8 protein-coding genes are annotated in these 13,684 nt (G+C 56.7%); 5 read left to right on the top strand and 3 right to left on the bottom strand.

Annotated elements, in window-relative coordinates; genetic code table 11:
• Genes K4A76_RS06585 through K4A76_RS06575 form a run of 3 tightly spaced genes read right to left on the bottom strand, consistent with a single transcriptional unit; the run spans position 1 to position 4,568 of the window.
• Entirely contained in the window at positions 1–1,416 is a 1,416-nt protein-coding gene (locus tag K4A76_RS06585; RefSeq protein WP_274411760.1) for a TolC family outer membrane protein, read from the bottom strand.
• On the bottom strand, positions 1,413–2,738 hold the full coding sequence (locus tag K4A76_RS06580) for an HlyD family type I secretion periplasmic adaptor subunit (protein ID WP_274411759.1): 1,326 nt from the start codon (positions 2,736–2,738) through the stop codon (positions 1,413–1,415). The genes K4A76_RS06585 and K4A76_RS06580 overlap by 4 nt, the downstream gene beginning before the upstream one ends.
• Positions 2,739–2,750: 12 nt before the next feature.
• Positions 2,751–4,568, bottom strand: coding sequence for a type I secretion system permease/ATPase (locus tag K4A76_RS06575; RefSeq protein ID WP_110677914.1), 1,818 nt, complete (start codon positions 4,566–4,568; stop codon positions 2,751–2,753).
• Between the two features lie 532 nt (positions 4,569–5,100).
• Here K4A76_RS06575 and K4A76_RS06570 point away from each other — a divergent pair.
• The 5 genes from K4A76_RS06570 to K4A76_RS06550 all read left to right on the top strand — a co-directional run bounded on the left by K4A76_RS06570 (position 5,101) and on the right by K4A76_RS06550 (position 13,648).
• Positions 5,101–5,982, top strand: a complete 882-nt coding sequence (locus K4A76_RS06570) for a hypothetical protein (RefSeq protein ID WP_274411758.1) — start codon at positions 5,101–5,103, stop codon at positions 5,980–5,982.
• 17 nt (positions 5,983–5,999) lie between these two features.
• A complete protein-coding gene (locus K4A76_RS06565) occupies positions 6,000–7,427 on the top strand; it encodes a DUF4214 domain-containing protein (protein ID WP_110677910.1) in 1,428 nt (475 codons plus the stop codon).
• Positions 7,428–7,571: 144 nt separating this feature from the next.
• Positions 7,572–10,043: a glycosyltransferase gene (locus tag K4A76_RS06560; RefSeq protein ID WP_274411757.1), complete on the top strand. Its 2,472-nt coding sequence runs from the start codon at positions 7,572–7,574 to the stop codon at positions 10,041–10,043.
• Entirely contained in the window at positions 10,040–12,475 is a 2,436-nt protein-coding gene (locus K4A76_RS06555) for a glycosyltransferase family 2 protein (RefSeq protein ID WP_274411756.1), read from the top strand. Before K4A76_RS06560 ends, K4A76_RS06555 begins: the two co-directional genes overlap by 4 nt.
• Positions 12,476–12,547: 72 nt before the next feature.
• Entirely contained in the window at positions 12,548–13,648 is a 1,101-nt protein-coding gene (locus K4A76_RS06550) for a hypothetical protein (RefSeq protein WP_182388710.1), read from the top strand.
• Positions 13,649–13,684 lie beyond the last annotated feature (36 nt).

Here is a 13,684-nt window from a genome sequence, read left to right as displayed (position 1 = left end):
TCAGCCGCGCGCATTGACCCGCGCCACATCACCACCCGGCAGGCTGGTTTCAGGCACCGGGCTAAGCCAGACATTGACATTGTGGACGCTTTCCTCGGTCAACTCCCCTGCCCAGCGGTTCAGCAGAAACAGGTTGGTGATGAAGTCGTACTGAGTTTTCAGCAGGTCGCGCCGGGCCTTGAATTCGTTCTGAACTGCGGTCAGCACATCCACGGCATTGACCACGCCGAAAGAAAATGCCTTCTGCGCCGCCAGGCTGGACTGCTGCGCCGATGACAACGCATTGCGGTTGGCGCGAATTTTCTCGACAGCGGCCTGAGCGGTAAGGTAGGCAGTGGTAGTTTCCTTGACCACCTGGCGCCGCACGCCCTCCAACTGCTCTTCAGCTGCCAGCTGATCATCGTACAGCCCACGCACCCGAGCAGAAGTGGAACCCCCGCTGTAGATCGGGATTTTCAACCCCAGCGACGCTACATAGCTGTCACTGCGCGGCGTTTGGGTGTTGTCATAACCTTGGTCGTTCTGCTGCGCAGTCAAGCTCAGGCCCAACTGCGGATAGTGCTCACCCTTGCCTTCGCGCACCGCCGCTGTGGCTGCGTCTGCTCCACTTTGGTACGACTTGAGCATTGGGTTGGTTTCAATAGCCTGAGTGATCCAGTTCTGCAAGGGGCGGGTAGGCGCCTGCAACGCCACGTCATTACGAACCCGGCTAAGCGGCTCGGTAATCGGGCGCCCGACAATCTCGGCCAACGCCTCGCGGCTGACCTGCACCTGGTTGCGCGCTTCCACTTCCTGCGCAAGCAAAAAGTCTACCCGCGCCTGCATATCCAGCTTGTCGGTGATCTTGGCCATTTGCCGGTCGAACATGCTACTGACGCGGTCAAGGTTTTTCTGGGTGGCCCGGCGCTCCGCCTGGACCAGGGCCAACTCGTCGTCTGCCGCCAGCGCTACGAAGTAGCGCTTGGCCAGGTCGACCGTGGCCTCCGCCAAGATATCCTCCGCCTCAAACCCCTTCTGTGCCTTTACGCTCTTGGACTTCTGGTAACGCTCCCAAGCCGGCTTGTTGTACAGATACTGGGTCAAGCTGAGCGAATAGGTTTCGGTGTTGTAGATGTCGCGCTCGAGTTCGTTCTTCCGCAGAATGCGGCTGGAGTTGGCATTGGCCGACACCTGGGGCAATAACCCACCCAGCGCGGCACGCTGCTGCTCACTCGCAGAGCGCGCCCGTGCGTAAGCCGCCAACACCCGCGGGTCTTCAAGGCGTGCCTCCCGGTACAACCCGGCCAGGTCCAACGCATAAGTAGAAGCCGACACGCCCTTCGGAGCAACGCCTTCGCCACCCCTCCCCTCCACGGCCACCGCCTGCCAGGCGACCATGCACAATATTACTCCCGGTAGCAAACGCAGCACGATCATTCCTCAATCAGCGATTCAGCGAACATGTTGCGCGCCGGTTTCAGCAGGTACTGCAGCATGGTGCGGTCGCCTGCATTGATCAAGACTTCGGCCGGCATGCCAGGTTGCAGCTTGCGACCGGCCAGTTTCTTCATGCCGTCTTCGGTGACTTTAACGCGCACCAGGTAGTACTGATCGCCCGAGCGCTCATCAACCAGGCTGTCCGCCGAAATGCGCGTCAGCTTACCCTCGATGATCGGCGTAGTGGCCTGGTTGAAAGCCGAGAAGCGGACGTCCGCAGTTTTGCCCAATTCCAGCCGGTCGATATCCCGCGGGGCTACTTTGGCTTCTACTACAAGCTCGGACTGCGCTGGCACGATATCCAATAGCGGCGTTGCGGCACTGACGACACCGCCAATGGTGTGCACCTTCATATCCAGTACCATGCCGCTTTCAGGGGCACGGATAACTACGCGGGAAAGGCGATCGCGAAGCGCTGCTTCCTTTTCCTGCAGGTCGAACACCTGAGCCTGTACGTCGGAAAGCTCCTTGGCAACATCGGCATCGAACTTCTTCTTCAACTGCACGATTTGCAGTTCGGTCTCGCCAATCTGCAACTTGGTCTTGGTGATGCTGGACTGGTGGTCAGCCACTTCGGTCTTGAGCATGTCAAGCTTACGCTCCTGCTCCAGCAACCGCTGGTTGTCGACAAACCCTTCCGCCAGCAACTCTTTCAGTTGCTTGATTTCACCCGAATAGGACTTCCCAAGGCCTGTCTTGGTGCGAATCATGTCGTTCAAGCCAGCAATCTGCTGCTGCATTTGCTGGATGCGCTCGCGGTTGACAGAAATTTCGCCCTGCAAAGAATCATGCCGCGCCTTGAACACTTGCTGCTCCCCGGCCAACGCTTCCTGGGCACGACTGGAGTCGGTGCCCTCCATCGTCACCGAAGGGATCGACGCCAGGCCGTCGCGCTCGGCGCGCAGGCGTGCCTCTTTATAGCGTGCAACGATAAGCTGGTTGCGGGTGGACTCGTATTCAGCGCTGAGCTGTGACTCGTCCAGCACTATCAGCGGGTCCCCTTTGTTCACCAGGTCACCATCCCGGGCATGCAACTCTTTGACGATACCGCCTTCCAGGTGCTGCACGGTTTTGCGATAGTTCTGCACGGTGACCACGCCGGTGCCGTGCACTGCGTTGCTCAAAGGGGCGAAAGCCGCCCAGGTACCGAAAATGCCGAAGGTGACAAAGACGATGGTCAAACCAATCCGGCGTATACCGCGGTCCGACGTTGGCATGTCATCGAAATTGTGGTCGAAATTTGTAATTGCTTTACTGCTCATCTAGAAGTCCTTTCAAACGCCAGTACTGGTAGTGGCGGGCACAACCGCCGCCGGCCCAGCAGGGGCAGCATCTGGCGCGGGTGGAGCAGTTGGCGCAGTGGCAGGCGCCTGGGCAGCCGCCGCTTGCGCCCCACGCTGCTGAAGCTTGGCTTGCTGGGCGGCCAGTTCAGCGATAACGCGATCGCGCTCGCCGTACAGCGAAATGGTGCCGCCGGCCATTACCAGAATACGGTCCAGGCGGGTAAGGATATTGGGGCGGTGAGAAACGATAAATACCGTGGCGCCAGTTTCCTTGAGCTTTTGCAGGGCCACGCCCAATGCACGCTCGCCCACATCGTCCAGGTTGGAGTTCGGCTCGTCGAGCACGATCAGGCGCGGGTTGCCGTAAATGGCGCGCGCCAGACCGATCCGTTGGCGCTGACCGCCCGATAAGTTCACGCCCTCACTACCAATGACCGTGTCGTAGCCATCTGGCAACATCAGGATCATTTCATGCACACCTGCCATTTGCGCGGCTTGCACTACTTTTTCAGGGTCAACCTTGTCGAACCGCGCGATGTTTTCGCTGATGCTGCCCTCGAACAGTTCGATGTCTTGCGGCAAATAGCCCACATACGGGCCCAGCGCCTGTTTATCCCAGCTGGCAATATCGGCGCCATCAAGACGCACCACGCCATGCTGCGGCGGCCAGATCCCCATCAATGCGCGCACCAGCGTGGATTTGCCTGCCGCACTCGGGCCAACGATGCCCACGATTGAACCTGCCGGCGCTACAAAACTGATGCTTCGCAATACAGGAGCTTTGGCACCAGGGGGCGCTACGATCAGGTTCTCGACCTGGATGTGGCCTTCTGGCGCAGGCAATGGCATACGCTCAGGCTCATTGTTCAGGTCATCCATCACTTTGTTGAGGCGGTCATATTGCACTTTGGCTGCGACAAAGCCTTTCCAGCTGCTGATCATCTGGTCGATCGGCGCTAGCGCACGCCCCAGCAGCAGCGAGCCCGCCATCAACAACCCGGGGTTGATTTCATGGGTAACGACCAGATACGCGCCAATGGCCAGCATGATCGACTGCGACCACATACGGAACGTTTTAGAGGTAGAGCTTACGATCCCACCTTTGTCACTGGCCTGTGACTGCAGCATCATGATGTTGCGTTGGCGTTTAGCCCACCGGTTCATCAGCGTCTCGAGCATACCCATAGACTCGATCACTTCGGCGTTACGCAGCGTCTTGGTCGTTACCACGTTGGAAGCCACGTTCTCTTTGTTGGCCGCAGCCAACGCCTGCCCTGTAAGACGGTGGTTGACGACAGCCAGCACCGACAGAACGGCACCACACGCCAGCGTCATCCAGCCGAACCACGGGTGAAAGAGGAACATCACGATGGTGTAAATCGGAAACCAGGGAGCATCGAAGAAAGCAAACAAGCCTGGCCCAGTAAAAAATTGGCGCAAGGCTGTGAGGTCATTCAAGGATTGCGCAGTTGCATCCGCACCACCACTGGTCAGCGCGCGCTTGAAGCTTGCACGGTATACATCCCGACTGAGCAACACATCCAGACGGTTACTGATACGAACCATGATGCGAGAACGTACCCACTCCAGTGCCCCCATTGTGAGTAGCAGCACGGTCAGGATCAGCGTCAACATGAGCAATGTTGAAGTGCTGCTGGAGGGCACGACTCGACCCGATACCTGGATCATGAAGAAGGTAGGCACCAGCATCAGCGCGTTGACGAAGAAGCTGAAGAAACCGACCGAAAGGAAGCTGCTTTTACAAGCTTTAAGGGCAGCTTGCAGATTATTTTCGGATTGTGAACTCATGGTATCCATACTGAGGAAGGCGGAAGCGGCAGGCAGTGTAACACCCGCATAGGTACGTCTGGCTCTCAGATTATCCGGAAACCAGCTCGTTCCCCGACCAGCCGCGATTATTCATGAAAGTTTGCTGAGCAATCCGGCCCTGAACCTCCACCGTTCGCCAGACGCAACACAAGGCGACAAACGGCTAGTAGGTCAAACCTTCCTGCAAAGGCTTAGTCAAAAAAATCAGGCCGAGGCGAAACCTGCGTAGCGCTTTGGATAGGCTGCTGATTTTTCAGATATTTCTCTCCAGCCTGGGTAACCCTATTATTTTTGTCGGGTACTAAAACCAGCCCCTCGAGAGCGCGAAAGCCAGCGCTAAGTTCCGGAAGGATATGAAATTTTTTTTAGATTTCTTGGTTGACAACCCTTCCCTCGGACGGCATCTTCGCCACTCGCAGGGAGCCTTAACCGGCCGCTTGGTGCACGCACGGGTTTGAGCAAGTTAGCTACCAGTGTTTTTGCTTAAAAGGAGCTTAACAACGCCATGTCTATGCCTTCGCAGACCCTTGACGGCCTGAAAATCAGTTCCCGGGTTACGCTGCTCGAGCCGGGCATGTACATCTTCCGCTACGCCTCGCAGCCACCTGCCGACAAGCCCGTGTGCATCGCTCTACAGCAAGCACCATTGGGCAAAGGCTCCATCGACTTCTTCCCCGCCGAGGGCGTCAGCAAAAACATGCTGACCAAACTGGGCGACACCATTGTGGCTCGGGTCAAAGGTGGTGTAACCACCGTTCTGATTACCGAATACCACATGTTCGACGAAGTGATCGACCCGATCGACCTTCGCATCGACCGCATTGATACCTCGCCGGCCATCATGCGCACCTATGCCGTTGTCGCGACTGCTGAGCCAGCCCAGGCCATTGCTGCCAGCGCCAAACCCTTGCCCATCACGCTTACCGCCCACCTGAAAAAGGCGGGTGAGGTAACCTCCAATGAGGGTTGGGTAGGTGCACCCGGTACCGAAGACTTCATTGAATCGTTTGCCGTCGACTGGGCTGAAAAACCGGTGGGCGTAGATTTGCTCTACACCTGCATGGTGGCTGGCTCAGGGCCTTGTCGCAATGTGTCGACGGGGACGTTCGTCGGCGCCAAGGCGCAGGGCCTACCACTACTGTGTGTTGGTTTCAGCCTTGTCGGCCCTCTGCGCAAACACTACGAATTGACTGGCGTTGTGGTGTTCGGCAATGCCGAACCACAACGCCTGGTCGCCAATCAGATGATGCATGGCCCCACCGGCAACGAGCCGCTGGTGGCGCTGCATATCGCCCTGACCCCCGTTACGAAGATGAACGCTGCCCGCCTTAAGTCTCCGTGGGAAAACTCTGCAACTGAGCAGACTACTATTGCAGCAGGCCAACCGGCCTGAAGTAACAGGAATACACCATGCAATACGATAATCCCGTATCGAGCAGCGACGTACAAGCTACTCTGACCGCCGAAAGCGCCAACCTGTCCGACTCCACCATCGAGGCCATCAACAGCCTGCTGAACCTGGATAACGCAGAGACCGTTTCGGTTGCTGGTATCACCGGCACTACCGTTCAGCTGCCAGAATCCGGTGCTGCCAGCATCGTTCAAGGCACTGTTGAAGGCGTTAAAGGCGACACCGTGGTACTGGACCTGGCCGCAGCTGAAGCTGCTGGCGCCAGCGTTTACCACCTGCAGAGCGACGCCAACCTGGTCGTGAACCTGGAAGGCCAAGCTGCTGCCCCAGCTGCCGACGTTCAAGCGTTCGCACTGGCTGCGGTCGACACCTCGGCTATCGAACTGGTAGTAGCTACCGGCAACGGTGACGACGTAATCACCGTTAAAGGCGACCAGAACACCCTGATCGACGCTGGCGACGGCAACGACACCATCGTTACCGGCAATGGCGACAACGTAGTTATCGCTGGCGCTGGCAACAACAACGTGACCACCGGTTCGGGCAATGACACTGTCATCCTGAGCGGCAGCAACCACGCTGACATCGTCAACACTGGCGAAGGTTACGACGTTGTTCAACTGGACGGCTCTGCCGAAGACTACGACTTCGCAGTCGGCAACAACTTCACCGTGAACCTGACCGGCAACCAGACCGCTGCTATCAGCAACGCTGAGTTCCTGTCGTTCGCCAACGGTGACACTGTAGCCCTGGCTCACAGCGACGAAGAAGCAGCAGCCCTGCGCCTGTACCAAGGCATCCTGGGTCGCGACGCTGACCTTGAAGGCGCCAAGGCATTCACCGGCCTGGTGAACGAAGGTACTTCGCTGACTGACATCGCCAACCAGTTCCTGAACTCTGCCGAGTTCGGCGGTGCTGCTACCGAAGCCAGCATCAACGACCTGTACAACACCCTGCTGGGCCGCGACGCTGACGAAGCTGGCTCCGATGCATGGCAGGCTGTACTGGCCAACGGCGCTTCGCTGGCCGACGTAGCTGCAGCTATCGCTGTGTCTGAGGAAGCTCAGGACCGCGACCAGTCCAATGGCGACTTCGTCCGTGACCTGTACACCAGCGTTCTGGGCCGCGAAGCCGACGAAGCTGGCCTGGACGCTTGGGTATCCCAGCTGTTCAACGGCACCAGCCGCGCAGACGTTGCCAAAGGCATCGTTGGTTCGGTTGAAGCTACCGACAAGTCCAACAGCGACTTCATTGACGCTCTGTACCAGTCGGCTACCGGCCGTGCTGCTGACGACGCTGGCAAAGCTGCTTGGGAAGCTGTACTGGAGAACGGCGGCACTCACGCCGACGTAGCTCTGGGCATCGTTGGTTCCGCCGAAGCTATCGCTCACATCGACAACGTCGTTGTACTGCACGGCCAAGTGTAACTAGCCCTGCTGTAGCGCTGCGTATGTCCGGCCTCAGGGCCGGGCATATGCCAAAGGGGCGACTTTCGGGTCGCCCCTCTTTTTATTATCTGTAGCCAAGCCAAGCTTATGTCCAGACAACTCGACCATGGGCGAGAGACGCTCATGGGCATCTTCCACCGCCACCGTCAGGCCAACGAGCATGACGCGGCGGCAACTGCACTCGAACGTGCGTTGCAGGTTCCCGAGTATCGGGCCGAAGCACTCGTATGGAAAGGCATCGCGGCCTTGCCGCAGACGCCCGAGCTGGCTTTTTTATATTTTGCCAATGCCGCCAGGGCATTGCCCGAGCGGGCCGACGTTCACGCGTTGGTGGGGCGTAGCCTACTGACGCAAGGCCACTTCGAGATGGCCACGCGCTACCTTACAAATGCCTGGAAACTTCAACCCAACGATCTGGCGCTGCGGCTGACCCTATGGGAGGCTCGTAGCCGGTCAGAAACGCCTGCCGAGTTGCGACGCACGATCCTGGCTCACTTGCCCGATATCCAGACAGGTAAAGAGCTCGGGTTGGTAGTCAAGCTGCTGGCGGCGCAAAGCGACGCCCCGGGCACTATTGGTGTTGTGCGCTATCTGCCGGAACAGAAGGAAATTCAGGGCTGGGCGATCGACTTGCAGAATCTGCAAGCGCCCGCAGCGCTGCAGATTGAAGCCAATGGCGCTCGCATTAACGCGACTGCCAGCGCCGCCCACCCGCTGCTTGGCGCAGCGGGGCTGCCAGCGAACCATGGTGGTTTGCGGGTGAGCGTGCCTAACCCGACCCCTGCAGTGCACGTTCAATTTGCCAACGGTATGCCCCTGCTAGGCAGCCCGGTTTACGCCATGCCGGTCTTCGTTCCGCCTGCTAGCGTAGGTGGCGGCGAAAACAACCCAGTGGATGTGCTGATTCCGGTCTATAACGGCCTTGAGGAAACACTGGAGTGCATCAACAGCGCGCTGGACGCCCGCAAATTGAACCGCACCCCGCACCGCCTGGTGGTTATCGAAGACAAGACGCCGGTCCCTGCCCTGGCCAAGGCACTCAAGGTGCTTGCTGCCAAGGGCAAGATCACGTTGATCAACAACGCCGTCAATCTCGGTTTCATCCGTACCATGAACCGCGCCATGGCCCTTAGCCCGAGCAAGGACGTGGTGTGGCTCAACGCTGATACCCGCGTGCACGGCGCCTGGCTGGATCGGTTGCGGGCAGTTGCTTATAGCGACGAACGCATTGCGTCGGTAACGCCGTTCACCAATAACGGCGAGCTGATGAGCTTCCCCCGTAGCCAGATCTGCCACGAAATGCCCAGCGCCAAGGCCCAGGCCGAACTGGATGAACTCGCCCGGCAGGTGGCCAGCCCGCCCGTTGAAATCGAGACGGGCTGCGGCTTTTGCCTCTATATCAAGCGGGCCGCACTGGACCAGGTAGGCTACCTGGACGAAGTACACCTGGCACGGGGCTACGGTGAAGAAACCGACTGGTGCCTGCGCGCCCGCAGCCACGGCTGGCGGCACATGGGGGCGCCTAACGTGTTTGTGGCACACCAGGGTGGTATTTCGTTCGGTGCCGAGAAGGTAATGCGGGTGGCGGTGAACAACGCAACCTTGCGCCAACGCTACCCCGACGCATCCAGCAGCTATCAAGCATTCTGCCTGCGCGACCCTATCAAGCCTGCACGCCAGGCTTTACAGCAAGCGCGCCTTGAGCACTTGGTACGTAAACCGGCGAGCGAGCGAAATCTCAGTTGGCAGATGGGTGAGGACAGAACGCTCTACATCCACGATGGCTCAAATGACGATGCCGCTTTCAGCTTGGCTTATCACCACAGCAGTCATCGAACTTGGGTAGTGCTGACCGCCCCATTGTGCCCCTTGCCTCTGAATCTGGAGTACGAACTGCCGGGCGATTTCACTCACTTGGTCGAATGCCTGCGCAGCCTGCCATTGCAGGCAATGTTGTTCCAGAACCTTGCACGCTGTCCGGTTGGCTTATGTGATCTGCCGGCAATGCTGGACATTCCGTACCGCATTCTGTGCAACGACGGCCGCCTGCTCGATCCGCGGGGTGATTATGACTGGCGGCGTTTTGCTCGCGAAGCGGCCAGCGTTCAGTTGCCATGGCCAGCGCTACAACCTGTTTACAGCGATGCGCTGCCAGATTCCAACTTAGTGACAGAGGCGACTGCTGCAACCAGCGGTTTGGCTGTGCCTATGCCTCAATCACTCGTCATTGGTGACAGCCTGCGCGATGCCAGCATTGCCCAGCATTGGCTGGATGTTGCAAGGCATATTAAACGCGCGGAATTGTCCATCCGTTTGGTTGCGCCAAGCGATGGCCCCCTGCTGAAACAACTGCAAGCCACCGGTTCCGTTCATGTGCTGCCCGACTTGAATGGCTTCACCTTGGCCGAGCGAGCCCAAGCCGCCGGATGTGATGCTGTGCTCAGCCTGGCTGAAAATCCTGGCAGCGACTGGGCGGCCCCTCGCTTGGCAGCCCAGCTGGGTATACCGCTGTTCGCACCCTCCAATTTGTTGGCAAGCGACACAGGGGCCGCAGCCCTGACCGCCTTGCCTTTCACCCTGAGCCTGCTCCAATGACCGAACACCTTCTGGATCAAAAGCAAACGGCTCAGCCGGTCGCCCTACCCGCCTTCAGCGGCGCCATATTTGGCCTTCAGGGGGACGTACTGCACGGCTGGGCGATGGACAACACGCAACCGGAAAACCGGCCTGTCATCGAGGTGTTCATCGATGGAGCCAGCGTTGCTCTGGCGCGCGCCGACCAATATGAGCCTAACGCGCCAATGGGCGACCAGTACCATGGCTTTGCCGTGCAATTGCGCCAGCGCTGGCTTGACGAGGCATGCTTGATCACCGCACGCATCGCCAACCAGTCATTCGAATTGGAAGGTCAACTGTCGCTCCCGGCAGCACCCAGTGACGACAGTGCCTCGATTGCGTCCCAGGTTTGGCATACAGGCGGCTTGCGTGTCGGTGGTTGGTGCTGGGATCCAAAGGCACCTGATCGACATGTGGAGGTTACGGTACGGGAAGGCGATCAAGTGGTTGGTCGGGCGGTATGTAATGAGCACAACCAGGCCTTGGCGTACCGCGCCACAAGTGACCACGGTTTCGGCATCGATCTGCCCTGGGAGTTGGCCGATGGCAAGGTGCATGTGCTGGAAATCGTCAATGATCTTGGCAAGCCATTGGCTGGTAGCCCCATTCGCTTGTGCTGCTGGCCGGAGGGCGTTGAAGGGCTAATCAGCAAATTGAATCCTGCACAGGATGCAGAAACACTGGAGATGCTGAATGCGGTCGCTAAAGAACAAAGCATTCGCCTACCCAAGAGTGCCGGTTGGGACAGCTATCCGCAGTGGTTCAATGCATTTCAGCGGCTTGACGAAGATGGTGCCCCTGCATTGCGAGGTAAACTCGGTCTACTGTTGATCACCGAGGGCACCGCCGCGTTAGAACAACGCACCCTATCAAGTCTGGAAAATTACAGCCCTGCCCATTACACGCTGGCGTATGCGCCATCGACAGATCTAGGCTCAGCAATTGAACAATTGCTCACGTCCGGCTGTGACCGCCTCTTGCCAGTAAGCGCTGGGGATCGCTTGGCACCATTTGCACTTGCGCACCTGAGCGGGTTACTCGACGAAGGGAGCGCGTGGGCCTACGCCGATTGTGATCGGGACGGCCCCAGTGGCGAACGCACCTCACCTTGGTTGAAACCTGTGTGGGACCTGGACCTATTCATTGGCGCCGACATTTTTTCGCCAGGAGCTATCTTCGGGCAGCGTATCGTCAGCGAAGCAATGGATTTGCTGGCTAGCCGCAACGGGCCGATGCTCGTTGGTTGGCATGACTTGGTTGCGGGCATTGCCCTGGCTACGGAGCGAAGTGGGCTGAGCGTGGTACATTTTCCCCACGTGCTCTATCACCGCGCCAATCACACAGCTGCCAGCCCGGAGCAAGCAGCTCCGTCGCCTGAACGACTGAAGGCCATGGAATGGTTATGCGATGCATTGGCACCCGGGTCGCTGGTCAGCAGAGTGCACAACTACCCCGCATTGCTCAGAGCTCACTGGTCTGTACCGGAGAAGTTGCCGCGCGTGAGCCTAATAGTACCCACGCGCGATCAGTACAAATTGTTGCATGCTTGCATTGAAGGTTTGTTGACAAGGACAGATTATCCTGACTTAGAAGTCATCGTGGTCGACAACCAGTCAAGTGACCCGGACACCTTAGTTTACTTAGGCGATATCAAGGCACGAGGCGTAAAAGTTCTAGAGCACAACCATCCCTTCAACTATTCAACCATTAACAATCGAGCTGCGAGTGTGGCCACGGGCGATGTTATCGGCTTGGTCAATAATGATATTGAGGTCATTGAGAGTGGATGGCTCAAGGAAATGGTTGCCCAACTGACCCGCCCAGGTGTTGGCGCGGTTGGGGCAAAGTTGCTATGGCCGAATCGTATGGTACAGCACGGCGGGGTGGTAACGGGAATCAATGGGCTAGCAGCGCATACTGGCAACCATCTCGAGGATAGCGACGCCGGTTACCTAGGGCTTAATCAACTAACTCGGCGACAAAGTGCAGTGACCGCAGCATGCCTCCTACTGAATAAGTCTCTTTTTGAAGAAGTGGGTGGTTTGGATGAGAATTCGTATCCTGTAGCGTTCAATGATGTCGATTTGTGTCTGAGACTTTTGGAAAGAGGCTTTCATATGATTTGGGTCGCTTCGTCAAGACTCATTCACGCTGAGTCGGCTAGTCGAGGGAAAGATCATACCCCAGAAAAGCAGGCACGAGCTGAGCGAGAGCAATTAAGGTTTAGAAAAAGGTGGGCTGGAACTGAAACCTGCGACGCCTATTATCACCCGTTGCTGAGTCATGACTATCTTTCGGGACCCTATGGAGGTCTTGCAATGAGAAAGATCGATTCAAGGGTGAGGGTTTTCGATCCAAGCTCACGACTAGCTCCCCCCCCCGCGAAACACAGGCCTGACTTAATTAAATAACGCAGGCCCCAACAGTAACGGGGTGACGCATAAGAAATTCATTATGAACAACTTTCGCCGACGGAATTTAAGATGCACATTGACGACATAAAGATGATTATCGAATCATTACATTACGCACAAGAAACTTCTGAACGATTAGTTTCATTACAACAAATCGCAGATCGAAAAATTAAAACACTGACCAGTAGGCTTGATCGTTTTCTTAAATTGAACCCAAACCACATTGATTTCATCATCGAATCAATCGCTGAACGTCCAATAAAGAGAAACGCACAATTAACGACCATCAGCTTGAAAAATGTTGAGATTAATTCTCAGTTTTTTCCGACGGTCTGGATTTCTATAGTGAGTAATAAGACTAAAGATGCAATAGACATATTCGTAAAGGTAGAAGATGATCTTTCACCCTTTGGCATTAAGCAACTGGGCGAAAACTCCCTAGGTTTCCAGCTATCGCTTCCTGATGGTAAGTTAGACAGTGACCGGTCCGAACAGCTGTCCAGCTTGGGAACGACCGATTGGAATGTCGCCAAATCAATGTTCGCGTTACTTGACAAGCTATTAACCGAACATAAATTAGCGACAGGCATCACCAGCAACAAAAACGCTACGCTTCTCAACTATATTAGAAATCAAGCCGCAAGATTCTCGGCTTGGCCAGCCACCCTGCGTTTTGATCAAGTCAGCACTGGTAAGATAAAACACTCAGAGAACTACCATAGCCTGCAAATAAGGATTTCAAACCTCAGCATAAATCAAAAATCATATGCAGACTTTGACTTCACATTATCAACTGTAACGGATGAGAGCAACGACTTTTCCTTGAATCCTCGACTTGAGTTCACAGACAGCTGCAAGAACATAATTGAGAACTGGTACGCCGAGTCGATTGAAGCTGACGAAGAACGACTTGAATTGCGGCTGGCGGCACCTAATGCGCTGGACACAAATGTATGGGGACTTCTGTCTGAGGCCGATAGGTTGTTGATCACAGGACTAATCGGAAAGCTTCCAAGTATTGTGGCTCGTCTAGCTAAAAACCAACCAAACGTATCCATGCGATGGGCAGAATGGTGTGCACTGGCAAATGACACGCGGACTATTTTTGTGAAGAACATGATTGCTCAACGCAGCAGCCAAATCACTCGCAAACAACTTCTGCCTGCTTAATTTTCGCATCAGGGAGCTACTATGTGTCGAAAGTTC

Origin of the sequence: Pseudomonas sp. NEEL19, from assembly GCF_028751975.1 — a bacterium.
Taxonomy (GTDB): Bacteria; Pseudomonadota; Gammaproteobacteria; order Pseudomonadales; family Pseudomonadaceae; genus Aquipseudomonas; species Aquipseudomonas juntendi.
Note: the sequence above shows the minus strand (reverse complement) of the source record. Positions and strands in the feature narration are given on the sequence as shown.

Bases quoted from the DNA above. Each gene is read 5' to 3' on its own strand.
- K4A76_RS06585 (WP_274411760.1), bottom strand. From the start codon at position 1,416: ATGATCGTGCTGCGTTTGCTACCGGGAGTAATATTGTGCATGGTCGCC.
- K4A76_RS06580 (WP_274411759.1), bottom strand. From the start codon at position 2,738: ATGAGCAGTAAAGCAATTACAAATTTCGACCACAATTTCGATGACATG.
- K4A76_RS06575 (WP_110677914.1), bottom strand. From the start codon at position 4,568: ATGAGTTCACAATCCGAAAATAATCTGCAAGCTGCCCTTAAAGCTTGT.
- K4A76_RS06570 (WP_274411758.1), top strand. From the start codon at position 5,101: ATGCCTTCGCAGACCCTTGACGGCCTGAAAATCAGTTCCCGGGTTACG.
- K4A76_RS06565 (WP_110677910.1), top strand. From the start codon at position 6,000: ATGCAATACGATAATCCCGTATCGAGCAGCGACGTACAAGCTACTCTG.
- K4A76_RS06560 (WP_274411757.1), top strand. From the start codon at position 7,572: ATGGGCATCTTCCACCGCCACCGTCAGGCCAACGAGCATGACGCGGCG.
- K4A76_RS06555 (WP_274411756.1), top strand. From the start codon at position 10,040: ATGACCGAACACCTTCTGGATCAAAAGCAAACGGCTCAGCCGGTCGCC.
- K4A76_RS06550 (WP_182388710.1), top strand. From the start codon at position 12,548: ATGCACATTGACGACATAAAGATGATTATCGAATCATTACATTACGCA.